Raw genomic sequence first — 24,863 nt, 5'->3', positions numbered from 1 at the left:
TGACTGCATAAACAGTCATTTATAAAATAAAACCGCTACTATTATCGAGCTATTATGAGCAGCAACACCGCGATCAACATTCTCCTGTTTTGTCTCGCGGATAGTGACGCGGAGCAATTGGCTACTCATTGCCGTAGAGGGGGCCGTATTGCTCATACGCTCAATATTGATACCGGCGAAAAACTAGCGACAGCCATTTCTGATAACAACAATTGGGACGTTCTTGTCTTCGACGCAGAACAGGCCCAACTCGATATAGAGCGTTGCTGCCATATCCTGCGTAAATACCATAAAGATATTCCCGTTATCTACATGGGGGAAGGAGACTCCCTGCGCCCGCCAGACCCCTGTGTTGTAGATGTTATTACTAAATACAATATTTCCCATCTGGTAAATGCCGCGTTTAAGGCGCAAACATCTGTGCAACTCTACCGCCAACTCGCTGCAGCTAAACTTGCCTTGGCCGAAGCTGAGGAGCGAAACCAATTACTGTTGATTGATCACCAAGACCCCATCGCCTACATCACTGACGGCATGGTGATTTATGCAAATACCCCATTTTGTGAGCACATGGGCTACGACGACCTTGACGGTTTTCCCATTGTCGACTTGATCGCCAATAAAGATAAAGACCGTTTTAAAAACGTTCTTAAAAAACAGCAGCAAAATAGCGAGCACCAACAATTAGAAATCAGTTTTTTCCTTGCTAACCACACCGAACTTAAAACACATATTCATTGTGACAGCGCTCACTACGAGAGTGAGGATTGCATTCAGCTCACTATTCATAAAGCCAATGACAGCGCTGCGGTAAACGGTGTTGATAACAGCACGCGAATGAGTAGCAAACATCAATTTCTAAGCCTGCTACAAGATTTTATTGAAAACGAGCGCAATAGTAATTCATCGCTCATCCTAATTTCGGTTGACCACTTTAGTAAACTACGCCACAGCACCAGCCTCATTGATGTTGAACATCTCATCGAGGCGCTCAGTAATCATGTGCGCGCAGGTATGCCTGCACAGCATTACGGCCGTGTCGCTGACGATATGATCGCTGCCATTGCTCATCATGTCCCCAGTAATACAGCGCTTGAAATGGCGCTTGAATTAGCTAGCACTATAGAGACAGAAATATTTGAAGTACGTAAACAATCACTGCAATGCACGGTGAGCATTGCCATTTTAGCAATCAACCATCTCACCCCACCAAAGGCCTCCCTGTTACTAGATACCGCCTTTGACGGCGTTGAAAAAATATACCACTCCGGTGGCAATAATGCGGAAATATGCAGCCGCGACCGCCAGCAACTCAGCCGCAAAGATTCTGTAAACGACAACATCGCGGAAGCATTGGCAAACGCTCGTTTAAGCTTATTATTCCAGCCGCTGGTCAATCTTGGCGCCTCTAGTGGTGACCATTACGAGGCGACATTAAGTATTAAAGACTGGGCTGAAGGAGAACTTACGGCGGGAGAAATGCTAAGAGCGATTGAACGTGAACCTGAAAATTCAGAACTTGATCACTGGATTGTCGTCGAGGCCACCAAGCAGTTAGCCAAAGAGCGTCTTGCCGGCCAAGACCTTAAGCTCATCATCAACCTAAGTGGCAATGTGTTCCACGACCCAGAGTTTTGCGCGTGGTTAAGCGTTGCCTTCAAAGCGGCTGGAATACCGCCATCATCGGTCATTCTACAATTTAGCGAAGAAAGTATCGCCAATACGCTAAAGCCGGCCCTGAATTTTGTAAATCAACTACAAAAATTAGGCGCGTCCTTAGCAGTACGAAACTTTGGCCGAACCCAGAAAGGCAACAAATTTTTAAACCACATTCGTCCGAGCCTAGTAAAACCAGGCTACCGCGCGACCGATACGCCTAGCGACCAAGAAATTCGTGATATGGTGCAACAAGCTCGCTTGCTGAACAGCCAAATCATGATCCCCAATGTTGGCAGCGCCGCAACACTAGCGATGCTTTGGCAGCTCGGCCCAGATTTTATTCAAGGTAGTTATGTCAGCGAACCCATGACCAGCATGAACTATGAATTCGCCGCATTTGGGTGAAGCCCTAAGGACTGACGACGAGCATTCTTTCACTTCAGCAATAAATCACCCTGCAGAACGAAAAAATGCCGACACAAAATCTACTTCCCTGTTAAACGGTCGCTAATTCCTAGTAAATAAAGAATGCCATCAAGACCGAGAGTTGAAATTGACTGCTTGGCGTTCTCGCGCACTATTGGCTTGGCTCTAAAAGCGATACCCAAACCGGCAATACTCAGCATAGGCAAATCATTTGCACCGTCGCCCACCGCGATAACCTGTTCCATATCTAAGCCTTCACGCTCGGCAATTTCGCGCAACAACTCCGCCTTGCGCTTACCGTCTACCACAATGCCCTCAACCTCGCCGGTCACCCGCCCGTCGCGAATAACAAGTTCGTTGGCGTGCACGTAATCAATGCCAAGCTTGCGCTGCAGATAATGTCCAAAATAAGTAAAACCGCCGGATAAAATCGCAGTTTTATAACCAAGCTGTTTGAGGGTAGAGACTAGATTCTCCGCACCTTCAGTAATACGCAAGCTCTCTGCAATACCTTCCAGCACTGACTCATCTAAGCCCTTAAGCAAGGCAACTCGCGCTTTAAAACTTTCGGTAAAATCAATTTCGCCACGCATTGCTCGCTCGGTAATTTCGGCGACTTGCTCACCGACACCAGCGGCGATCGCTAGCTCATCAATCACCTCCGCTTCAATGAGGGTTGAATCCATATCAAACGCCACCAAACGCCGAGTGCGACGGAACATATTGTCTTCTTGGTAGGCAATATCAATATCCATCTCGCTGGCCAAATGTAAAAGCTCACGGCGAAAATCCGTGGCATCCGGCAAATTACCACGCACCGACAATTCAACAGACGCCTTTGACTGCTGCTCAACACCCTCAAGCGGCACACGCCCAGACAAACGGTCGATGCGATCAATATTTAATGCATAACGGGAAACAATATCCGTGACACCCGCAATATGCTTTGCGGTAATCTTACGCGCCAGCAAGGTGACAATATGACGCTGCTTACCTTGCCCAGACACCCACTGATTATAGCTCTCAGGGCTAACTGGCAAAAAGCGAACCTGCATACCCATCTCATGGGTACGAAATAAAATATCTTTGAGAATACTGGCCGCCTCAGCGCCCGCAGGCACTTCGACCAGTAAACCCAAGGACAAATTGTCATGTATCACCGCTTGGCCAATATCCAAGATATTCACCTGATGATCCGACAAAATACTGGTGATTGTACTTGTCACGCCAGGCCGATCATCGCCCGCTATATTGATCAATATAATTTCGTTCACACCACCCCCTACAGCAATCGGCGTATTGTAGCGGTAGACGTAACTCCACCCAAGCACCACAACCTTGATATACTCTCAAAATAATAGAAGCCTCGCCTTCCCGATGGAAAGTACAACATGCTCAAGCAGCTACTTAAATTACCCCTGTCAGCAAAATGCGGCCTGATTACTGCGCTAATATGCGCTGTGGCAGGAATGACCCTACTACTCACTAGCATGACGGCCAGTAAACAAATTCTTCTTGAAACCACCCATTTAATTGGGCAGCAGTGGACTAATCAACTGGCATCACAAAGCCAACAAGCCCTGCTTCGCAATGACAAAGTCAGTCTTCAAGCCATTTTACAGGACTATATCAATAGCCCCCTCATTGTTTATGGCAGTATCGCCAATGCCCGTGACGAAACCGTGGCAGAAACTGGCCACTGGCGTGCGGAAAATTTAAATTACGAAGCACCCGTAGCTGCTGACGGTCGACTCGGCTTAGTAAAATTATCGTTAAGCCGCGAATTAATTGGTGACGAAATACGCGACCTAGGCAAAACCTTACTTATTCTAACCGGGCTGCTAGCCTGCCTTAGCTATGCCATTATCGCAGTACCTATGCAGCGCATAGAAGCGTTTCTCGAACTCGCTCGCACCCGCCTCGCCCAACCTCTACGAAATGACCAAAGCGGCTACCCCGCCGCAGATAGCTTAGGGAAGCTACTGGAAGAAATTCACGATCCGCAGATACGCCTAAGTAAACTCGGTAAAAATCGCTTCAAAGATTATTATATTTTGCACTGCCACTGGCAGTCTTATAGCGCCCTGCACGCTCAGATGGCACCGGAGAGTTTTCGCGAACATCTGCGTACCAGCTACGCTCGCGGTGAAGCCATTGCCAAACTCTATCACGCCGATATTGTAGTACACCGACACAACGCGATTAGCCTGCGCTTCTTTGAAGTAGCCGGCACCGATCACCCCTTATTTCGCGCCTTGTGTTGCGCCGAATTATTCCAAAGCCTCGATAAAGTACTGCGCAGCCGAGCCGGTATTGCGCACATTCACGGCGAAGGCGATCACTGGGAGTGCGCCGCCAAAGAATGCGCTGCCGTCGACCAATTACACACCGCAACTGCCGACGGCAAAGGCACCTGGCTTGATGACAGCAGCCGCAGCAACGAGCGAATAGACGCATGGGTGGATATTAGAGGCAATCACACCAGCCCCATGAAAGCTCCCTATGGCGACTTACTTGAACGGCAGCAAACTCAATTGAAAAAATTAACCCTAGAGTCGTTCAGACAAGAATCAAGCAAACCCCAATCAGACAGTAATCCAGCGGCGTAAAAATCAAAAAGGCGTACCGTGATTGGTACGCCTTTTTGATTAACCGTTCAGCACGCGCAAGTTACCAAGCGCAGCGATTTCCTATTTTTAACCCGCCGTCACCGTTTGCAAGGCATCGACTTTTTGGAAACCTCTCGGCAATTTATGGCCACGGCGACCACGCTCACCCAAATAATGCTCTAACTCAGCAAACTTCAGTGACAAATGGCGCTTACCAGAAATTACTTTTAAGGTGTCGCGCTCAGAGAAAATAGCCACCGCAGTCACATACTCGTCTCTACTAGCCACTCGCGCCGAGGGAATACCAATCATCTTATTCCCTTTGCCACGCGGCATTAATGGTAAATCACCAACGGGAAATATCAGCATGCGCCCCTCTGTGGTTACCGCGACCACATGGCTAGACGCCATATCACTGACTGCCACTGGCGGCAATACCAGCGCACCTTTTGGCAGAGTCAACGCCGCTTTACCGGCTTTATTCTTACTCTGCAAATCGGATAATTTCGCAATAAATCCATAGCCAGCATCAGACGCCAACAAATAGTGCCCCTCATCACTTCCCATCATCATGCCGGTGAAGCTCACGCCAGATGGTGGATTTATGCGCCCTGTCAGTGGCTCACCTTGGCCCCTGGCAGACGGTAGGCCATGGGCAGCTACCGTATAGGTTCTACCGGTGCTATCTAAAATAATAACGGGTTGATTACTTTTACCCTTAGCCGATAATTTAAAACGATCACCCGCTTTATAGCTAAGACTTAGCGGATCAATGTCATGCCCTTTGCCCGAGCGAATCCAACCCATATCTGACAAAATTACCGTTACCGGCTCGGCGGAAACAATTTCTTCCTCAGAGAAAGCCCGCGCCTCTGCCCTAGCCACCAAGGGTGAACGACGCTCGTCACCAAACTCCTCAGCCGCTGCCAGCAGCTCTTTACGAACCAAGCTCTTCATACGGCGCGCAGAACCTAACGTCAGCTCTAAGCTATCGCGTTCAGTGGCAAGCTCGTCCTGCTCACCGCGAATTTTCATTTCTTCAAGTTTAGCTAAATGGCGTAATTTTAATTCCAGCACCGCTTCAGCCTGGGTATCGGTAATGCCAAAGCGTGCCATTAATACCGGCTTAGGCTGATCTTCTTCGCGAATAATGGCGATGACTTCGTCAATATTTAAAAATGCGATCAGCAAGGCATCTAAGATATGCAAACGCTTGAGCACTTTATCCAAGCGGTACTCTAAGCGGCGGCGGGTTGTCGCGGTGCGAATCTCTAACCACTCACCAAGTATTTTATCTAAGCCTTTTACCTGCGGGCGACCGTCCAAACCGATCACATTCATATTGACGCGGTAACTGCGCTCTAAATCCGTGGTCGCAAACAAATGATTCATCACCGCCTGCTTATCAATGCGATTCGAACGGGGAATCACCACCAGCCGAGTTGGGTTTTCGTGATCAGACTCATCGCGCAAATCCACAATCATAGGCAATTTTTTAGCCTGCATTTGCTGTGCTATCTGCTCTAACACCTTTGAGCCCGACGTCTGATGCGGCAGAGCGGTAATAACAATATCCTCACCCTCGTCCTGCCAAAGTGCGCGCATACGCAATGAACCGCGACCGCTCTCATACATTTTCCGCAAGTCTTCTGGCGGAGTAATGATCTCGGCATCCGTCGGGAAATCTGGGCCTTTTACATGCTCACACAACTCAGCAACACTGGCGTTGGGTGCGTCGAGTAAATGAATACAGGCACTCACCACTTCACGTAAATTATGTGGTGGAATATCGGTCGCCATACCTACCGCAATACCGGTGGTGCCATTCAATAAAATATTCGGCACCCGCGCCGGCAACGTCGCAGGCTCATCCATTTGGCCGTCAAAGTTTGGCACCCAATCCACCGTGCCTTGACCCAACTCGCTGAGTAACACCTCAGCATATTTGGTCAATTTAGACTCGGTATAGCGCATTGCCGCGAAGGACTTAGGATCGTCAGGTGAACCCCAGTTACCCTGCCCGTCGATAAGCGGGTAGCGATAAGAGAAGTTTTGCGACATCAACACCATCGCTTCATAAACCGCGCTGTCGCCATGGGGATGAAACTTACCAATAACGTCACCGACAGTACGCGCAGACTTCTTATGCTTGGCGTTGGATTTAAGCCCAAGCTCACTCATAGCATAAATAATACGACGCTGTACCGGCTTCAGACCGTCTGCAATATTGGGCAATGCGCGGTCGAGAATAACGTACATGGAATAGTCCAAATACGCTTTTTCGGTGTAGCTTTTCAGTGGCATTTGCTCGACGCCATCGGCGCCAATCACAATAGATTCTGACATATTCTGTTATTCAATCCTTATTCAATGATCTCTCACCTGCACCGCTACGTAGAAGCCACTACGGAACACATAGCTCTCTACGGGTAATTACGAAGATTCACACGCCTCGCGCCGACCTATACTGACTCCACGTTGATCAAAGGAGATCCGACATGACTGCGCAAAAAATAGTAAGCCTATCAGAATATCGCCAAGATACGCAGCAAATGCATATTGATGACGTTAGCGCACAGGCCTTCTTGTTTCTACAGGAACAAGCCCAAGAGCTCGATCTTCCTATGCGAAAATTGCTAAAAGAGCATTTATTGGGTATCGCCTGTGTCGTCAAAGCAGTTGAAGGCTTAGACGAGGCACAGAACTGGCTCGCCATTATCAGTGATGAGATCAACAATGGCGAACACCACTAAACGTCACGCCAGCTAATGTGCGGTGATTTTCTTTTCACCGCAACGCTCACAAATATACACCGTAATTAATTTTCCCAGCCTCACATCAAACTTCTTGGCCTTGTCGACTCGCCACTTATGAAAACCTTCACGGCACAAAGTGTTTGCGGTTTTACCTTGTGACGACTTCCGCTTAAAGGGCAACACATCGCCCATAGCAACTCTCCTGTCAGATTTACTACAACGCCCTACCACTATGTGGAATTCGCGATTACTATACGCGCCTTGAGATAGCTGCGCGATAACAGAACGCAACGAGGGAGCACCATGGAAATCAGCCGCAATAAAGTCGTGTCATTTCACTACCAACTTAGCAATAGTGACGGCACCGTATTGGAAGACAATTTTGACGACACACCATCGCTATACATGCATGGCGCCGAAAATATTATTAGCGGCTTAGAGAAAGCGATGGCCGGCCGCACCAATGGCGACGAATTTGACGTCACGCTGGCACCAGAAGATGCCTACGGCCACATTGAACCCAACAAAACCGAACGTATTCCTGCCAAATACTTAAAACACGAAGGTAAAATAAAAGTCGGCCAAGCTGTGCGTTTCAATACCGACAAGGGCATGCGCAACGCAACCGTAATTAAAGTCGGCAAGTTTTCAGTCGACGTAGACCTAAACCACCCACTCGCTGGGCAAACCCTCAGCTTTAAAATTCTTATCAAAGATATTCGTGACGCCACCGATGAAGAAATTCGCCACCGTCATGCCCACGGCGAAGGCGGGCATCAGCACTAAGCCACATAGCTCAGAGCCGTTGAGTAGCGTTCATAATAACGACATCAATTCGCTAATTCTCGCCGGCCGAAAACACCACTAAGCACTGCAAACATCATTATTGCAGGCATAAAAAACCCCGCACACAGCGGGGTTCATTAGATCCAAGCACAAGACACCTTATTCAGGGGCTTGCTCGCTTGCTTCCTCTACAACTTCAGCGCTATCAGCTACTGCTTCTTTGATAGACAGTTTAATACGACCACGAGCATCAACATCCAGTACTTTAACCTGAACATCTTGGCCTTCTTTCAGGTAGTCGCTAACGTTCTCTACACGCTCATCAGAGATCTGAGAGATGTGCACAAGACCGTCTTTACCCGGCAGAATGGTTACGAAGGCACCAAAGTCTACGATACGAGCTATTTTGCCCGTGTAGATTGCGCCTACTTCCGCTTCTGCAGTGATCGCCAGAATACGGTTTACTGCGTCATCACGTGATGCTGCATCGGTACCGTAAACGCGAACTGTACCGTCATCTTCGATATCGATTTGCGCGCCAGTTTCTTCGCACATTGCGCGAATTGTTGCGCCGCCTTTACCGATAATGTCGCGGATTTTATCTGAATCGACTTTCATCACGTGCATACTTGGCGCGTTATCAGAAACACCGCTACGTGAAGTAGCAAGAATTTGATTCATTTGACCAAGGATATGCAAACGGGCTTGCTGTGCCTGCTCAAGCGCGACTTCCATGATCTTCTGGGTAATACCCTCGATCTTGATGTCCATCTGCAAAGCAGTAACGCCATCAGCAGTACCGGCAACTTTAAAGTCCATATCACCCAAGTGATCTTCATCACCTAAGATGTCGGTTAGAACAGCAAAACGCTCGCCTTCTTTAACCAGACCCATTGCGATACCAGCAACCGGTGCTTTCAACGGTACACCAGCATCCATCAATGACAAGCTGCCTACGCAGACAGAGGCCATTGAGCTAGAGCCGTTTGATTCAGTAATTTCCGATACCACACGAATGGTATACGGGAATTCTTCAGCCGTTGGCAAAACAGCTTCTAGGCTGCGACGCGCCAAACGACCATGACCGATTTCACGACGACCCGTGCTACCCATACGGCCGCACTCGCCTACTGAGTAGGGAGGGAAGTTGTAGTGCAACATGAAGTTATCTTTAAATTCACCTGCCAAGGCATCAACAAACTGGGCATCACGAGTTGTACCTAAAGTAGCAACACCGATAGCCTGAGTTTCACCACGAGTGAACAGAGCCGAACCGTGAGCCTTGCCCAATACACCAACTTCAACATTAATTGGACGTACAGTGCGACCATCACGGCCATCGATACGTGGCTCGCCGTTCAGAATACGCTGGCGAACAATTTGCTTTTCTAGCTTAGCGAATACACCGCGAACATCGTCAGCGCTGTATTGCGCATCATCACCAGTCGCCAATTCTGCGATAGCTTGGCTACGCAATTCGCCGACCTTCGCGTAACGCTCCATTTTATCAGTAACGCGATAAGCATCACCCAAGCCCGCTTTGTAACCGCCGGCAACAGCGCCAAGCAATGCGGTATTTTCTTCCTGTGGCTGCCAATCCCATGCTGGCTTGCCCGCATCAGTAGCCAGCTCTTTAATCGCTTGCACTACTGCTTGCATTTCTTGGTGTGCGTACAGTACTGCACCCAGCATTTGATCTTCGGTTAACTGCTGAGCTTCCGACTCAACCATTAATACCGCGTCTTGCGTACCAGCAACAACCATATCTAACAGGCTGGTTTCTAGCTGTGCATAGCTCGGGTTAAGGATGTAACCATCCTCAGCAGTAAAGCCAACGCGAGCAGCGCCAACTGGGCCAGCAAAAGGCACACCAGAAATAGCTAATGCCGCTGAAGTACCAATTAACGCGGCAATATCTGGATCATTTGCTTTGTCTGCAGACATAACCGTACAGATAACCTGTACTTCGTTCTGAAAACCTTTAGGGAACAGAGGCCGAATTGGACGATCGATCAGACGTGACGTTAATGTCTCTTTTTCTGAAGGACGCGCTTCGCGCTTAAAGAACCCACCTGGAATTTTACCAACCGCGTAAGTACGCTCTTGGTAATGCACAGACAGCGGAAAAAAGTCCTGACCAGGCTTAGCAGCTTTTGCCGCCACAACGGTACACAGTACTTGAGTATTATCGATAGTAACTAATACTGCACCGGTCGCTTGACGCGCGATACGGCCAGTTTCCAAGGTGACAGTCTGACTGCCCCACTGGAATGTTTTAGTAACGGGATTCACGGAGTAATTCCTCCCAAATAGGGGTTATATAAAGTAATAAGGGGGCCACTAAGGCCCCCTCACTTATTCTTGTTTTAGCGACGCAGACCTAAACGTTTAATCAATTTGCTATAACGCTCTTGGTCTTTGCGTTTTAAGTAATCCAGCAATTTACGACGCTGGTTTACCATACGAATCAAACCACGACGTGAGTGGTGATCCTTTTTATGGCCTTCAAAATGACCCTGTAGTTTGTTGATGTTAATAGTTAACAATGCAACCTGTACTTCTGGAGAACCAGTGTCACCTTCAGCAGTCTGGTAGTCCTTAACAACATCAGCTTTCTCAATAGCAGATAATGCCATCTTCTTTTTCCTCATCACAAATATGCGTTTATAAATCGAGCCTGACCGTGCATATTTACAGTCAGGTTCGGAAGGAATGACACCCTGCCACCACCTTCATTTCCTTTTTACCGGAACACCGGCACAAATTCAGCCGCGCATTATCCCATAGTTGAGAGCAAACGACGAGGTGTAACACGCCCATCGTCTAAAATTTCACCAATTCCGAGGAATTTTCCATCTTCCGCCAATAAAACCACGGTTCCCGAGACTGGCGCACCAGACACCTGCACAGGCTGACCTTGCAATAAATAGTAAGCGGCGGTCTCACCCAAAGTAAGCTGTGGAATATGGCCAAGTGCATCGGTTATCGGTAGCAATAAGGCATCTAATGCCTCGAAATCGTCTGTATCGCGGAGAGCCTGCAGGACCTCAGTCGATACCGACTGCGCCTCAACAAACGGCCCCGCTTGCAAACGCCGCAAACTTGCAACGTGTGCACCACAGCCAATTGCCACACCCAAGTCTTCTGCTAAAGAACGAATATACGTACCTTTGGTACAACGCACCCGCACCACCGCAACAGCCAAAACCCCTGGCGTAAAGGACTCCAGCTCAAATTCACGAATAGTCACCGGTCGCGCTGCTCGCTCGACGGTAATGCCTTTGCGGGCTAATTCATAGAGGGGTTTGCCGTCGCGCTTAAGTGCCGAATACATGGGCGGCACTTGTAAAATGTCACCACGCAATTTGGCAATTTGCGATTCAAGCTCGACGGCCGTGAGCTTTGAGGCATCAACTTCAGCCAACACAACGCCTTCGGCATCGCCGGTATCGGTTTGCTGACCAAAGAAAAAGTGACTGCGGTATTCTTTATCGGCGTCCAATAAAAACTGGGAGAATTTGGTCGCCTCGCCGAAACACACTGGCAGCACACCGGTAGCCAAAGGATCTAACGCACCAGTATGCCCAGCCTTGCTGGCATTATAAATTGCACGAGCGGTGACCATTGCACCATTGGAAGAGCGACCAGGAGGCTTGTCCAACACCAAAATGCCGTCAACAGACCGGCCTTTACGACGTCTTGCCAAAACGATTATTCCCCGTCGCCATCCGTGTAACGGCTGCGATCAGCTTCAACCGCGTCTTGAATAAGCTTACTAATGTGCTGGCCGCGATTAACACTGGTGTCGTAATAAAAACGAAGTTGCGGGGTAGTACGAGCATTGTTAATTTTAGCAACTTGGCTGCGTAAAAAGCCCGCCGCCTTGTTTAACACCGCCAAGGATTCTTTCGCCTCTTCAGCTGTATTTTTGCCCATAACGGTGACATAAATCTTGGCATGGCTTAAGTCACGACTGACTTGCGCATCGATAACACTGACCATGCCAAGACGCGGATCCCGCAGCTCTTTCTGGATAAAACTACCCAGCTCTCGCTTTAAAAAATCCGCTATCCGCGCTGTACGGCTAAACTCTTTCAATTGACTCGCTACTCCGCAACGTCAGCCCTTAAAGGCTACGTGCAATTTCCTTCACTTCGTACACTTCGATCTTGTCACCGGGGCGTACATCTTTGTAGTTCTTCACACCAATACCGCATTCAAGGCCGTTTTTAACCTCGGCTGCATCATCTTTGAAACGGCGCAGTGATTCCAACTCACCTTCATAAATAACGACATCTTGGCGCAGAACACGGATTCGCTTGTTACGGTAAACCGTACCTTCAATAACCATACAGCCCGCAATATCGCCAAACTTAGGTGAACGGAATACATCGCGCACCTCAGCAACACCAACAATGTCTTCACGCATTTCAGGACTTAACATACCTGTTAACGCAGCAGTCACATCATCGATAACATCGTAAATAACACTGTAGTAGCGAAGATCAACGCCCTCGTTCTCAGCCAATCTACGCGAGCTTGAGTCAGCCCGTACGTTAAAGCCAAACATTACCGCACCCGACGTCAGCGCTAGGTTTACATCCGTTTCAGTAATACCACCAACGCCGGCTGATACGATATTAACGCTAACTTCGTCATTACCAATATCCATCAACGACGCTTGCAAAGCCTCTAAAGAACCGCGAACGTCAGTTTTAAGAACCACGTTCAATATACGGCGCTCAGCAGATTCCATGCTTTCAAACATGCGATCCAACTTGGCCGCCTGCTGACGCTTAATACGTTGCTCACGATCACGCACTTGACGGAAGTCTGCAACTTCACGGGCGCGCTTATCGTTCTCAACCACTACGAAGCTGTCGCCTGCATCTGGCGTTCCATCAAGACCCAATATTTCAACAGGAATTGAAGGGCCCGCTTCTTTAACTGGCTTGCCATTTTCGTCAAGCATGGCACGAACACGACCAGAACACTGACCAGCCAAAACGATATCGCCCTGACGCAAAGTACCACTTTGAATCAGTAGCGAGGCAACTGCACCACGCCCCTTATCTAAGCGCGATTCAATAACCAAACCTTGCGCCGGCAAGTCTGGAGCTGCTTTCAATTCTAGTAATTCAGCTTGCAACAATACGGCGTCCAGCAATTTGTCTATGCCTTCACCGGTATGCGCAGATACGTGTACAAACTGAGTATCGCCGCCCCATTCTTCAGAAATAACATCTTTAGCAGACAGTTCGTTCTTAACACGGTCTGGGTCAGCGCCCTCTTTATCCATTTTGTTTACCGCAACAACCAAAGGCACACCCGCTGCTTTCGCGTGAGCTACTGCCTCTTCGGTCTGCGGCATCACGCCGTCGTCTGCCGCAACAACGAGAATAACAATATCCGTGCTTTTTGCACCACGGGCACGCATCTGAGTAAACGCGGCGTGACCAGGTGTATCAAGGAAGGTGATCATCCCGTGACCGGTTTCAACGTGGTAGGCACCGATATGCTGAGTAATACCGCCTGCCTCACCACTGGCCACCTTAGTCTTACGGATATAATCGAGCAAAGATGTCTTACCGTGGTCGACGTGCCCCATAACGGTAACAACAGGCGCGCGAGTCATCATGGTACCTGCACCACGCGCTCCCAATGTTTCTTCAAGCGCCTCTTCAACAGCGTCCTCAGAAACCAATTTAACCGTGTGCCCCATTTCTTCAACGACCAACTGCGCCGTCTCTTGGTCTATAGGCTGGTTGATGGTGACCATCATGCCCATTTTGATCATTTCTTTAATAACTTCAGCAGCCTTAACCTTCATTTGCTGCGCAAGCTCTGCCGCCGTGGTGGTTTCACCAATATTTACGGCATAAAAAATCTTATCTGTCGGTGCTTGGAAAGCATGACGCTGCGCATCATCTGGCAACTTCAAGGTCTTCTTCTTACGACGGCCGCCGAATGAACCTGCACCATCTAAATCGTCGCGTTTATTACCGCGAGACTTCCCGCCTTTACGACGCGGACGATCATCATCAGTGCTAGCAGTATCACTTGGAGCCGCGCGACGATGATGACGAGGTGCTGGTTTTTCTGCAGCATCGCCACCAGTTTCTTTAGCAGCAGGTGCTGCAGCCGGCGCCGGCGCCTTCGCTTTAGCACTCCGCCGCTCTTCTTCACGTTTTTTGTCTGCCAGAACTTCTGCTCGGCGCTCCTGAACACGCTTTTCTTCTTCCTTACGACGCAGGATGGCGCGCTGACGAAGCACTTCAGGATCGACATCTAATACGTCTTCGACAACTTCTCTGTACTCATCCGTTTTATTCGCTGGTGCGACGACTTGCACTTCAGCAACAGGCTCTTTTTCAACAGGCTCTGCTGCTTTTTCTTCTACAACCGGCGCTGGCTCAGGTTCTGGCTCAACCTTGGGCTCCGGCGCCTTTTCTTCCGCAACTACCACAACGGGCTCTTCAAACACCTCCGCAACAGGCTCAGGTGCAGTTTCTACAACGACATCGGCGCTAGCTTCAGCCGCGATAGTCGCTTCTTCGCCTACCTCTACATCAACGTGCGCCTGCTCTTCTGCCGCAGCATCAGCAGCCATTTCAGCCGGATCGCGCTTGATATAAGTTCGCTTTTTACGAACTTCAATATTAACTGTCTTCTTCCCCGCACCGGACCCCGTTTTAAGCGTGCTTAGGGTCTTGCGTTTCAAGGTAATTCTCTGCGGGGCGTCGGCTGATTCTCCGTGGCTCCGCTTTAAGAAAGTCAATAAGGTTTGCTTGTCTTCATCAGACACAGCTTGCCCAGCAGCACTGTGAGACAGCCCCGCTTCTTTCATTTGTCGCAATAATCGTTCTACAGGCGCGCCAACGACTTCGGCAAGCTGGCTCACGGTAACTTCAGCCATTCATCATTCTCCCTAAACGGTACGACTCGCTTATTTTGCAGATTCGTCTTCGTCTGCAAACCACGGAGCACGGGCAGTCATAATTAACTCACCAGCCCGTTCTTCAGTCATGTCTTCAATGTCGAGAAGATCTTCAACAGCCTGTTCGGCCAGATCCTCCATCGTTACAACGCCACGGCTAGCAAGGATAAAAGCGAGATGCTTTTCCATGCCATCCATTGTTAACAGGTCTTCAGCCGGTTCGGCGCTCTCTAATTTTTCTTCACTGGCTATCGCTTGAGTCAACAAGGCATCTTTAGCGCGAGCACGCAGCTCTTGCGCTAACTCTTCGTCAAAGCCTTCTATAGACATCATTTCTTCAAGCGGTACGTAGGCAACCTCTTCCAAGGTTGTGAAACCCTCTTCCACCAGCACTTCAGCAATGTCTTCACCAATATCTAGGGCGTCAACAAAATAGCTAATAACTTGTCCAGATTCCTGCTCGTGCTTGGCGCCCATTTCCTCAATGCTCATCACATTGATAGTCCAGCCAGTTAACTGACCAGCAAGGCGAACATTTTGACCTGCACGACCAATTGCCTGCGCAAGATTGTCATCTGCCACACCAACGTCCATGGTGTGAGTGTCTTCATCGACGACAATAGACTCTACTTCAGCAGGCGCCATTGCATTGATAACTAACTGAGCAGGGTTGTCGTCCCACAAAATAATGTCAACGCGCTCATTACCCAACTCACCAGATACTGCCTGTACACGCGAACCACGCATACCAACACAGGCGCCAACGGGATCAATACGACCATCATTGGTTTTTACTGCAATTTTTGCCCGCGAACCTGGGTCACGAGCAGCCGCACGAATTTCAATAACGTCTTCAGAAACTTCAGGCACTTCGATTTTAAACAGTTCGATGAGCATTTCTGGACATGCGCGACTTAAAAACAACTGTGGACCGCGAGCCTCTGGACGCACATCAGCCAAAATAGCGCGAACCCGATCATTGATCCGAAACACTTCTCGACCAACTAATTCTTCACGGGGCAATAATGCCTCTGCGTTATTACCAAGATCGACAATAATACTGTCGCGGGTCACTTTTTTGACAGTACCGTTAATCAGCTCGCCAACGCGGCTACGGTATTCATCAACGATTTGCGCTCGCTCAGCCTCGCGCACTTTCTGCACAATAACTTGTTTGGCTGTTTGCGCAGCAATACGACCAAAGCCGACGTTTTCAACGACTTCTTCGTGGGTGTCGCCCGCTTTTAAATCGGTGCTGTACTCGTGCGCTTCTTCAATTGTTAACTGAGTACCCAGCAGCGCCATCTCATCGTCAGGCATAACTAACCAACTGCGAAACGTCTGATAATCCCCTGTGTGACGATCAATCACCACACGAATTTCAGAGTCTTCGTCGTAACGCTTTTTGGCGGCTGTTGCCAATGCCTGCTCAATCGCTTCGAAAATGATGGTTTTAGAAACACCTTTTTCGTTCGATACGGCCTCAACTACCAGCAATATTTCTTTACTCATTATCCGCCTCTTTCCGCAGCCGGCTATTTGAAATCATTAACCCCGATTAAAACCGAGGCACGACATTCGCTTTATCGATCTGATCGAAAGGAAGCAAATAATCATGCTCCTCAACCATCACTACTACATCACCATCCTCAATCCCCATCAGGCGACCAAGAAATTTACGCCGCCCCTCAAAAGAGGTGCGTAAACGAACACTTACATCACTACCTACATACTGCTCAAATTGCGCCAAGGTAAACAATGGTCTATCCATTCCTGGCGATGACACCTCGAGGTTATATTCACCCGCTATGGGATCTTCGACGTCCATCACACCGCTGATCTGATGACTTGCTTTAGCACAGTCATCAACACCAATACCTTTCTCGCTATCAATATACACACGTAGCATCGTGTGACGGCCATGAGACTGGTAATCCAGACCCCATAACTCGTAGCCGAGAGCTTCCACTCCCGGCCTTAATAATTCTTCTAGCTTGACGGTCTTGTTGGACAAGTTCACTACCCACCAATAAAAAATGGGCCCAAGGCCCACATCGAAATTCTTTGACGCACGCCCTTTAGCGATACGAAAAAGCCCCTATGGAAGGGGCTTCTAAAAACTTCTGATCAATAAAAGCGAAGTCACCCTACGCTTGGAGGAAGCCCTTAAAACCATTGCCGCTACCTCATATCAGGAGGCGCATTATATTCGCCAAACGAGCATAGGTCAAGGTAAGTCCTCCGCCCCAACGGTACTCCACCTACATACTCACAACAACACCCAATCGCTCCGCAATGACCTCAAAATCAAAAGCCAGCTGATCCTCCCATAGCGTTACCAGCCTAGGCAGCTGACCAAGCCCATCCTGTCCCGCAGGCAACGCGTATCTCCGCAGCGCCTCGTCAGCCACAACCAAACCCTCCAACTCAAGATAGACTGTTAATTCTGGATAACGCTTACATATACGAATCAAACCCACTAGACACTGCTTCTTCTGCAAAGCCAGGTCGCGCTCCAGTCGCTCAAACTCCAAGCCACGCCTTTCCGTGCGATTAAACGTATTATCAAGGAAACGCCCAACCCCACCAGAAGGAGCAAGTAATACCTCCTGTATTTGCTGCCGCTTCAGAGCAAGTTGGCGCGCCTTCGGAACAAAACCTTTTACCAAGCCCCTAAACTCTTGCAATGGCAACTTCGCATCATCAAGTGCCACGGGGTCCTCCCGCAAACTCAGAGAAAAAACCTTATCTCGTCGTTTTTCCAGCAAACGCAGATAACTCAATATGCACAACTCCAACTCTTCAACCGAATCACTCAACACCAAGGAGGATCGCCCACTAAAATCCCGAACATCTGCCGCTAACTGCAGAAAATACGCATGCAAATTAAAAAACAGATAGTCATGATCATCATTTGTTCTAGCAAAGACACGCAGCGCCTGAGGCAATTTGACCAATACATTATTTACCAACAGCTCTTCAAACACTTTCAGCTTGCCAGCAACCGCCATTCCGTAGCCAGCACCGTCCGCTGCAATATCCTCGGCTAAAAGCGGAAGCAGCAATTCCACCCGCGTCTTGTGCGCCGCATCCATAATCGCCATGACACCAGCACTAACTTGGCGCTCGACCGTAACGACCCGACTGAGGGACCACGATAAATGCTTTAAAATCTCGTCTTTTTCCAAGGAAACAAACGGGATCGCCATACCATTAAAGAAAACGGCACTGCCATTTAACAACACATCTTCATACAGAAACCGGCGCGCCGAATACGGATTAAGGGAGAAACTCCTTACCGGACCGATCAAAAACAGATATCGCTCACAAGACACGAACTCGCACTGCCGAATACAGGCCTCGCCGGCAATCTCATCTCTAATAAATGCATTCGCATGCAACTTCAACTCTTCTGCCGGCCGCACTCTAAAGCGATAACCGAGCATTTGCTGCTTTAGATACACTTCAATGACAAAATCACGTACCGCCCCAGAACTTAGCCCCCGGTGGGTCGTCGGCACAACCATTGGCGCAGATCGAGTTAACATAACGAGCTCATCCAAAAAAGCCTGCCGCAATGCCCGCTTTAAACGGATCTGCTGCAAATCCTCTTCAGAGTGAAAATCGTTGATCAAAGAAAGACTAGCTTCAAGCAAATCAACATAAGGAATCGCATCACGCAAATCGCTTAATGTCGCAAGCACTGCCTCAAGTTTATTAGCAATGGCAATAAGCTTTGAAGAACCTAGCTTAAGCTTTATCTCTGCCAGGCTAGGCCGCCCCGCAAAGGTAAGCCGCTTATTCTCGGCGTCTATCCTTATGCCCTTTGGGGCAAGATAACGATAATAGGCGTATTTACGCTCATCCCCACTCAGCCTTTTAAACGCTGCACTCACCGTGACCTGCCACTTGGCATTAAGCAAAGGATCCAAATCCAAAAGCTCTGATGAAATGTCAGGAGAAATTCTTGGCCGAAACTCCCGAACTGCCTGCCCACCCTGCAAGGCCCCTTGCCCACCCCCAGCATCCATACTCATATCCTTTACGTATTCTTGCCCAGCATCCTTTTGAACATACTTATCGATATTAAACAGAAAGACAATAAAAAAGGGGATCTGCGATGCAGATCCCCTTTACATTTTTTGGTGCCGAAGGCGGGACTTGAACCCGCACGAGCTATGCTCACCACCCCCTCAAGATGGCGTGTCTACCAATTCCACCACTTCGGCAAATTTTTACTCGGCTGCTGCCGGCATATCACTTGTTACTGGCATATCTGATTCAGTGTCGCCCTCTTGCGATGGCATACTGTCATCGCCCACAGGAGCAACATCACGACTTTCCTGCAACACCGGCACATCAATAATATCTTCGTCAACGCCACTGCGCTGCTTAGCAACATAGGCAAGGGACAAGCTAGTAATAAAAAACACCGTCGCCAAAACTGCTGTGGCCCGAGTTAAAGCATTACCACTACCACTGCTACCAAATAAAGTTTGCGACGCACCGGAGCCAAACGAAGCCCCCATATCTGCGCCTTTACCTTGCTGAACTAAAATCAAACCAATAATGGAAAGACCAGCCAACACATGTACGATTAATATAATTTGTTCCATTACTCCGCCGCCCGACATATTGCGGAAAATTCCTGTGCATCAAGTGACGCACCACCAACTAAACCGCCATCAATATCCGCCTGAGCGAACAATTCACCTGCATTGGCGGCCTTTACGCTGCCGCCGTACAGAATTCGCAAACCCTTCGCCAATTGCTCACTTTTCTTTGCAAACAGCGCACGAATAAACGCGTGCACTTCTTGAGCTTGAGCGGGACTTGCCGTCTTACCTGTGCCAATCGCCCAAACCGGCTCGTAGGCAACTACAATTAACTGTAACTGCTCTACACTTAAGGCCGAAAAAATTGGCTTAAGCTGGGCTGAAATAACTTCTAAAGTTGCACCCTCATCACGCTGTGCCTCAGTTTCACCGACACATACCAAAGGTATCAACCCCTGCAATAGAGCCTGCCTAGCCTTTTCTGCAACTTGTTCGCTGGTTTCTGCATACATTGCACGGCGCTCAGAATGCCCAACAATGACATAACGACAACCGACATCAGCCAGCATTGAGGCAGACACCTCACCCGTAAATGCACCATCATTAGCTTGATCACAAACGTTCTGATTACCGACTGCAACCGGCGAGCCACTTAAACCTGTTAGCACCTGCGCTAAATACACCGAGGGAGGAAAAACCGCGATATCAACTCCAGGCTCAGCAGGTAAAGACGCTCTCAATTCCGCCACCAACTTTCCAATGCTGGCGCTATTGCCACACATCTTCCAGTTTCCTGCTACGAGATTACTCCGCATGCCATTTCCCTTAGCGCAAAATGGGCGCCAATCTTACATAAACTTATAAATACATACAAGAACAGCCATCACTTATGATGAAAGCTTTTGCACCTTGTCTGTCAGGCGCTGACACAAGTCTGCAACTTGGGTGCCGTTCTCGCCCTCAACCATGACTCGCACCAAGGGCTCAGTGCCTGAGGCGCGCAATAATACCCTGCCTCGCCCTGCTAATTCCAGCTCAACCTGCTCTACCGCTGCACGCAATTCCGAATGATTAAGATCCATCGGCTTTTGTATGCGAATATTCTGCATAATTTGCGGGAATTTCTTCACCGGCTTTCGTAGCTCGAGCAAACTTTTGCCACTCGCCTTCACCGCCTGCACCACCTTCAGAGCAGCAACAATCCCATCACCCGTAGTACTCACATCACCACAAATAATATGGCCCGAATTTTCACCACCCAAGCGCCACCCCAGAGCATTCATTTTTTCTTTTACGTAGCGATCGCCAACTTGAGCACGCTCAAACGAAACACCTAGGGCTTTTAATGCCAGCTCGAAACCAAGATTTGACATCAGAGTGCCAACAACACCCTCACAGCGCTCACCTCGGCGAAGCTGTTCCGCCGCGATGATGTACAACAATTCATCGCCATCAACCAACTCACCCGACGCATCTGCAAACACAACGCGATCACCGTCACCGTCAAAAGCGATACCAAAATCTGCGCACTCTTGAACAACTCGCTCCTGCATACCAGCAGGATGAGTGGAGCCGACTTTAGCGTTGATATTCAGACCATCTGGCGACACACCTATGAGCACAACCTCGGCACCCAACTCAGCAAACACCGCAGGGGCAACGTGGTAGGTTGCACCATGAGCACAATCGAGAACAATTTTTAAACCCGCCAGCGACAGACCCGTCTGGGCGGTAGATTTACAGTATTCAATATAGCGGCCTGCGGCGTCGTCAATGCGGCGCACCTTGCCCAATTTCGCAGACTCAACCGTCGTCATGCTGGCATCAATAGCCTCTTCAATCGCAATCTCAAGCTCGTCAGGTAACTTGGTACCATCGGCAGAAAAAAACTTAATCCCATTATCATAATAGGGATTGTGGCTCGCGCTGATCACAATCCCCGCGCGCGCTTGAAATGTTCTTGTTAAATAAGCAATAGCCGGTGTTGGCATTGGCCCCAATAGCAAGACGTCAACACCAGCCGCAACCAAGCCCGCCTCTAACGCCGACTCAAACATATAACCTGAAATACGGGTGTCTTTGCCAATAATGACCTTACTTCGACCTTCGCGGGCGAACACCTGCCCAACAGCCCAACCCAATTTCAAAACAAATTCAGGGGTGATTGCACCCTCACCAACGCGACCACGAACCCCATCGGTGCCGAAATACTTTCTAGTCATTATTACAGCTCTCAGACTTCACTGCGCTTGCAAGCTTTACTGCATCGACGGTTTCTTTAACATCATGCACGCGAAGAATATGTGCGCCGCGTTCTACCGCCATCGCCGCCATTGCCACGCTCCCAGCCAATCTTTCCTCAACCGCTCGGCCAGTAAGCGCACCTAACATAGATTTTCTTGAAACCCCAACCAACACTGGAAAACCCAACTCAACAAAACTCGGCAAACGACGAAACAATTCCAAATTATGCTCCACGGTTTTGCCAAAACCAAAACCAGGGTCGAGTAATATTTGCTCACGCGCGACACCCGCCGCCACACACACCGCAACACGCTCTTGAAGAAATGCAGCGACCTCATCAAAAATATTTTGATATGTTGGACTTCTCTGCATTGAGCTTGGATCACCCTGCATGTGCATTAAACACACCGGCAAACCACTCTCTACGGCAGCATCTATAGCACCAAACCGCGACAACGCCCGCACATCATTAATTAAATTTGCACCCAACTGCGCCGCGCCGCGAATCACTTGCGGGGTACTGGTATCGACCGAAACAATCGTGTCAAAACGCTGCGTGATAGCCTCGACCACCGCCAACACCCGATCACACTCTTCTTCAGCAGTGATCGCCATCGAACCCGGTCGCGTTGACTCGCCGCCAATATCTACCAGCGCGGCGCCCTGCTGACACACCTCATCAACTCGGCGCAGCACTTTTTCAAGCAAAACACTGCCGGCGTGAAATACACCACCATCGGAAAATGAATCAGGGGTAACGTTAATAATCGCCATCACCTTCGGCTCGCTTAAGTCTAATAAGCGAGCACCGCAGCGGAGCTGCGGTGACCATTGGCTTACAAAGGAGTTCATTGCAAACTCAGTGATCGCTCACCGAGCCAACAAAAGGGTCTTCTGGACGATTCTTTTTGTCATCGCTAGGTCCAGCGTCAGTATCGCCCTCAGCAGCCTCTGCCTTATGGCCGCCACGACGATCATCGTCATCCCACCCCGCAGGTTTACGCGGAGCACGACCAGACATAATATCGTCTATTTGTTTGGCATCTATGGTTTCATATGTCATCAAAGCATCAGCCATTACATCTAACTTACCGCGATGCTCTTCAAGAATTTTCCGCGCACTTTCATAGCACTCGTCAATAATGCGCCGAACCTCTTCATCAATCTGCCTAGCAGTTTCACCAGAAAAACTTTTACCTTGCTGCCCCGCTGAACGACCAAGGAAAACCTCTTCCTCAGCATCGTCATACATCAACGGCCCCATCTTGTCTGACAAGCCCCACTTGGTCACCATCTTACGAGCGATATCAGTTGCACGCTGAATATCGTTAGAGGCGCCCGTGGTCACACCATCTGGCCCCAGGGTCATTTCTTCTGCAATTCGACCGCCAAATAAAGAGCAAATCTGGCTAGTGATGTGCCGACGACTCAAGCTGTAACGGTCTTCTTCTGGCAGGAACATGGTCACACCCAAGGCGCGGCCACGGGGAATAATGCTTACTTTATAAACAGGATCATGCTCAGGCACCGTACGACCAACAATCGCATGACCAGCTTCATGATAAGCGGTATTCAATTTTTCTTTATCTGACATCACCATGGACTTGCGCTCAGCGCCCATCATGATTTTATCTTTCGCTAGATTGAATTGCTCCATGCTAACCAAGCGTGAATTACCACGAGCGGCAAACAGAGCCGCCTCATTCGCAAGGTTGGCAAGGTCTGCGCCAGAGAAACCAGGTGTACCACGGGCAATAATTGACGCCTCAACGTCATCACCCAGCGGCAATTTGCGCATATGCACTTTTAAGATTTGTTCGCGGCCACGAATATCTGGCAAACCCACTACAACCTGACGGTCAAAACGACCGGGACGCAATAGTGCAGGATCAAGCACATCGGGGCGGTTAGTTGCAGCAATAACAATAACGCCGTCATTTGCTTCAAAACCGTCCATCTCAACCAGCAACTGGTTCAGTGTTTGCTCGCGCTCATCATGACCGCCCCCCATACCGGCACCACGGTGACGGCCTACCGCATCGATCTCATCGATAAAGATAATGCAGGGCGCCTGTTTTTTCGCTTGCTCGAACATATCTCGCACGCGCGACGCACCAACACCAACAAACATTTCAACAAAGTCAGAACCAGAAATAGAGAAGAACGGCACTTTCGCTTCGCCAGCAATCGCTTTTGCCAACAAGGTTTTACCAGTACCCGGTGGGCCGACCATCAATACGCCGCGTGGAATACGGCCGCCCAAACGCTGGAATTTACCAGGATCGCGCAAGAACTCTACTAACTCTTGAACGTCTTCTTTCGCTTCATCCACACCCGCCACATCGGCGAAAGTGGTTTTAATTTGGTCTTCACTTAATAGGCGCGCCTTGCTCTTACCAAAGGCCATCGGACCGCCTTTACCGCCGCCAGCACCACCTTGCATCTGCCGCATAAAAAACATAAAGATCGCAAGAATGATCAAAATTGGAAAACTTGCCACCAACAACTGAGTCCACAAACTTTGGCGCTCAGGCTTACTTCCTTCAACAACCACATTATGCTGTAGTAAATCGTCGATTAATTTGGGGTCATCTAATGGCGGCCGCACGCTTTCAAAACGACTATTGTCATTGCGCTCACCACTTATCACTAAACCATTAATAACAACTTTGCGGACACGCTCATTTTGCACTTCAGTAATGAACTGCGAATAATTAAGCTGCTCAGTAGGTGACTGGACGCTGAAATTATTAAATACCGTCAACAAGACAGCAGCAATAACCAGCCACAACAGTAAATTCTTAGCCATATCGTTCAAAAACCGATCCTCACGCTACTCTGCTTTCAAAGTACACAAAACGGGAAGTTAACCCCAATGTTTGCCCACTCT

General features: G+C 49.1%; 20 protein-coding genes and 1 tRNA gene. 4 read left to right on the top strand and 17 right to left on the bottom strand.

Annotated features, from left to right (window positions below):
- Positions 1–54 precede the first annotated feature (54 nt).
- Positions 55–2,064 carry a sensor domain-containing phosphodiesterase gene (locus tag GVJ32_RS04795; protein ID WP_159238921.1) on the top strand — a complete coding sequence of 670 codons (2,010 nt, stop codon included), beginning with the start codon at positions 55–57 and terminating at the stop codon, positions 2,062–2,064.
- Positions 2,065–2,144: 80 nt separating this feature from the next.
- On the opposite strand, the gene serB is transcribed toward GVJ32_RS04795, so the two are convergent.
- Positions 2,145–3,359, bottom strand: a complete 1,215-nt coding sequence (gene serB / locus GVJ32_RS04790; protein ID WP_103683137.1) for a phosphoserine phosphatase SerB — start codon at positions 3,357–3,359, stop codon at positions 2,145–2,147.
- Between the two features lie 117 nt (positions 3,360–3,476).
- Between serB and GVJ32_RS04785 the strand changes: the two genes are divergently transcribed.
- Positions 3,477–4,694, top strand: coding sequence for a hypothetical protein (locus tag GVJ32_RS04785; RefSeq protein ID WP_159238920.1), 1,218 nt, complete (start codon positions 3,477–3,479; stop codon positions 4,692–4,694).
- An 87-nt stretch (positions 4,695–4,781) separates the two neighbouring features.
- On the opposite strand, the gene parC is transcribed toward GVJ32_RS04785, so the two are convergent.
- Entirely contained in the window at positions 4,782–7,040 is a 2,259-nt protein-coding gene (gene parC, locus GVJ32_RS04780; RefSeq protein ID WP_159238919.1) for a DNA topoisomerase IV subunit A, read from the bottom strand.
- 152 nt (positions 7,041–7,192) lie between these two features.
- Between parC and GVJ32_RS04775 the strand changes: the two genes are divergently transcribed.
- Positions 7,193–7,447 carry a hypothetical protein gene (locus GVJ32_RS04775; protein WP_159238918.1) on the top strand — a complete coding sequence of 85 codons (255 nt, stop codon included), beginning with the start codon at positions 7,193–7,195 and terminating at the stop codon, positions 7,445–7,447.
- Between the two features lie 12 nt (positions 7,448–7,459).
- Here GVJ32_RS04775 and GVJ32_RS04770 read toward each other — a convergent pair whose 3' ends face one another.
- The gene (locus GVJ32_RS04770; RefSeq protein WP_159238917.1) at positions 7,460–7,642 is read right to left on the bottom strand and encodes a hypothetical protein; all 183 of its coding nucleotides are present in this window, start codon (positions 7,640–7,642) and stop codon (positions 7,460–7,462) included.
- Between the two features lie 111 nt (positions 7,643–7,753).
- On the opposite strand from GVJ32_RS04770, the gene GVJ32_RS04765 reads away from it, so the two are divergent.
- Positions 7,754–8,236, top strand: coding sequence for an FKBP-type peptidyl-prolyl cis-trans isomerase (locus GVJ32_RS04765; RefSeq protein WP_159238916.1), 483 nt, complete (start codon positions 7,754–7,756; stop codon positions 8,234–8,236).
- A gap of 159 nt (positions 8,237–8,395) precedes the next feature.
- Here the strand turns inward: GVJ32_RS04765 and pnp are convergent, their stop codons facing one another.
- The 14 genes from pnp to ftsH all read right to left on the bottom strand — a co-directional run bounded on the left by pnp (position 8,396) and on the right by ftsH (position 24,782).
- The gene (pnp, locus tag GVJ32_RS04760; RefSeq protein WP_159238915.1) at positions 8,396–10,528 is read right to left on the bottom strand and encodes a polyribonucleotide nucleotidyltransferase; all 2,133 of its coding nucleotides are present in this window, start codon (positions 10,526–10,528) and stop codon (positions 8,396–8,398) included.
- A gap of 74 nt (positions 10,529–10,602) precedes the next feature.
- Positions 10,603–10,872, bottom strand: a complete 270-nt coding sequence (gene rpsO, locus GVJ32_RS04755) for a 30S ribosomal protein S15 (protein ID WP_159238914.1) — start codon at positions 10,870–10,872, stop codon at positions 10,603–10,605.
- Positions 10,873–11,012: 140 nt separating this feature from the next.
- The gene (truB, locus tag GVJ32_RS04750) at positions 11,013–11,942 is read right to left on the bottom strand and encodes a tRNA pseudouridine(55) synthase TruB (RefSeq protein ID WP_159238913.1); all 930 of its coding nucleotides are present in this window, start codon (positions 11,940–11,942) and stop codon (positions 11,013–11,015) included.
- A gap of 5 nt (positions 11,943–11,947) precedes the next feature.
- Positions 11,948–12,334 carry a 30S ribosome-binding factor RbfA gene (gene rbfA / locus GVJ32_RS04745; RefSeq protein WP_159238912.1) on the bottom strand — a complete coding sequence of 129 codons (387 nt, stop codon included), beginning with the start codon at positions 12,332–12,334 and terminating at the stop codon, positions 11,948–11,950.
- 28 nt (positions 12,335–12,362) lie between these two features.
- Positions 12,363–15,152, bottom strand: coding sequence for a translation initiation factor IF-2 (gene infB, locus GVJ32_RS04740; protein WP_159238911.1), 2,790 nt, complete (start codon positions 15,150–15,152; stop codon positions 12,363–12,365).
- A 30-nt stretch (positions 15,153–15,182) separates the two neighbouring features.
- Entirely contained in the window at positions 15,183–16,685 is a 1,503-nt protein-coding gene (gene nusA, locus GVJ32_RS04735; RefSeq protein WP_159238910.1) for a transcription termination factor NusA, read from the bottom strand.
- A gap of 46 nt (positions 16,686–16,731) precedes the next feature.
- Positions 16,732–17,187, bottom strand: a complete 456-nt coding sequence (gene rimP / locus GVJ32_RS04730; protein ID WP_159239325.1) for a ribosome maturation factor RimP — start codon at positions 17,185–17,187, stop codon at positions 16,732–16,734.
- Positions 17,188–17,434: 247 nt separating this feature from the next.
- Complete coding sequence (locus tag GVJ32_RS04725) at positions 17,435–19,204, bottom strand: hypothetical protein (RefSeq protein WP_159238909.1); 1,770 nt, start codon at positions 19,202–19,204, stop codon at positions 17,435–17,437.
- A gap of 112 nt (positions 19,205–19,316) precedes the next feature.
- Positions 19,317–19,402, bottom strand: a tRNA-Leu gene (locus GVJ32_RS04720).
- Between the two features lie 6 nt (positions 19,403–19,408).
- Positions 19,409–19,789 (bottom strand): preprotein translocase subunit SecG, encoded by a 381-nt coding sequence (gene secG / locus GVJ32_RS04715; RefSeq protein ID WP_159238908.1) that lies wholly within the window; start codon positions 19,787–19,789, stop codon positions 19,409–19,411.
- Positions 19,789–20,544, bottom strand: coding sequence for a triose-phosphate isomerase (gene tpiA, locus GVJ32_RS04710; RefSeq protein ID WP_159238907.1), 756 nt, complete (start codon positions 20,542–20,544; stop codon positions 19,789–19,791). Before tpiA ends, secG begins: the two co-directional genes overlap by 1 nt.
- A gap of 72 nt (positions 20,545–20,616) precedes the next feature.
- Positions 20,617–21,951 (bottom strand): phosphoglucosamine mutase, encoded by a 1,335-nt coding sequence (gene glmM / locus GVJ32_RS04705; protein WP_159238906.1) that lies wholly within the window; start codon positions 21,949–21,951, stop codon positions 20,617–20,619.
- On the bottom strand, positions 21,944–22,825 hold the full coding sequence (gene folP / locus GVJ32_RS04700) for a dihydropteroate synthase (protein WP_159238905.1): 882 nt from the start codon (positions 22,823–22,825) through the stop codon (positions 21,944–21,946). Before folP ends, glmM begins: the two co-directional genes overlap by 8 nt.
- A 7-nt stretch (positions 22,826–22,832) precedes the next feature.
- Complete coding sequence (ftsH, locus tag GVJ32_RS04695) at positions 22,833–24,782, bottom strand: ATP-dependent zinc metalloprotease FtsH (protein ID WP_159239324.1); 1,950 nt, start codon at positions 24,780–24,782, stop codon at positions 22,833–22,835.
- Between the last annotated feature and the right edge of the window lie 81 nt (positions 24,783–24,863).

Source organism: Zhongshania aliphaticivorans (assembly GCF_902705855.1).
Taxonomy (GTDB): Bacteria; Pseudomonadota; Gammaproteobacteria; order Pseudomonadales; family Spongiibacteraceae; genus Spongiibacter; species Spongiibacter aliphaticivorans_B.
This window is presented reverse-complemented; position numbering and strand designations above follow the sequence as displayed.

Coding starts and splice junctions, on each gene's coding strand:
- GVJ32_RS04795 (WP_159238921.1), top strand. CDS start 55: ATGAGCAGCAACACCGCGATCAACATTCTCCTGTTTTGTCTCGCGGAT.
- GVJ32_RS04785 (WP_159238920.1), top strand. CDS start 3,477: ATGCTCAAGCAGCTACTTAAATTACCCCTGTCAGCAAAATGCGGCCTG.
- parC (WP_159238919.1), bottom strand. CDS start 7,040: ATGTCAGAATCTATTGTGATTGGCGCCGATGGCGTCGAGCAAATGCCA.
- GVJ32_RS04775 (WP_159238918.1), top strand. CDS start 7,193: ATGACTGCGCAAAAAATAGTAAGCCTATCAGAATATCGCCAAGATACG.
- GVJ32_RS04770 (WP_159238917.1), bottom strand. CDS start 7,642: ATGGGCGATGTGTTGCCCTTTAAGCGGAAGTCGTCACAAGGTAAAACC.
- GVJ32_RS04765 (WP_159238916.1), top strand. CDS start 7,754: ATGGAAATCAGCCGCAATAAAGTCGTGTCATTTCACTACCAACTTAGC.
- rpsO (WP_159238914.1), bottom strand. CDS start 10,872: ATGGCATTATCTGCTATTGAGAAAGCTGATGTTGTTAAGGACTACCAG.
- infB (WP_159238911.1), bottom strand. CDS start 15,152: ATGGCTGAAGTTACCGTGAGCCAGCTTGCCGAAGTCGTTGGCGCGCCT.
- nusA (WP_159238910.1), bottom strand. CDS start 16,685: ATGAGTAAAGAAATATTGCTGGTAGTTGAGGCCGTATCGAACGAAAAA.
- GVJ32_RS04725 (WP_159238909.1), bottom strand. CDS start 19,204: ATGGATGCTGGGGGTGGGCAAGGGGCCTTGCAGGGTGGGCAGGCAGTT.
- secG (WP_159238908.1), bottom strand. CDS start 19,789: ATGGAACAAATTATATTAATCGTACATGTGTTGGCTGGTCTTTCCATT.
- tpiA (WP_159238907.1), bottom strand. CDS start 20,544: ATGCGGAGTAATCTCGTAGCAGGAAACTGGAAGATGTGTGGCAATAGC.
- glmM (WP_159238906.1), bottom strand. CDS start 21,951: ATGACTAGAAAGTATTTCGGCACCGATGGGGTTCGTGGTCGCGTTGGT.
- folP (WP_159238905.1), bottom strand. CDS start 22,825: ATGAACTCCTTTGTAAGCCAATGGTCACCGCAGCTCCGCTGCGGTGCT.
- ftsH (WP_159239324.1), bottom strand. CDS start 24,782: ATGGCTAAGAATTTACTGTTGTGGCTGGTTATTGCTGCTGTCTTGTTG.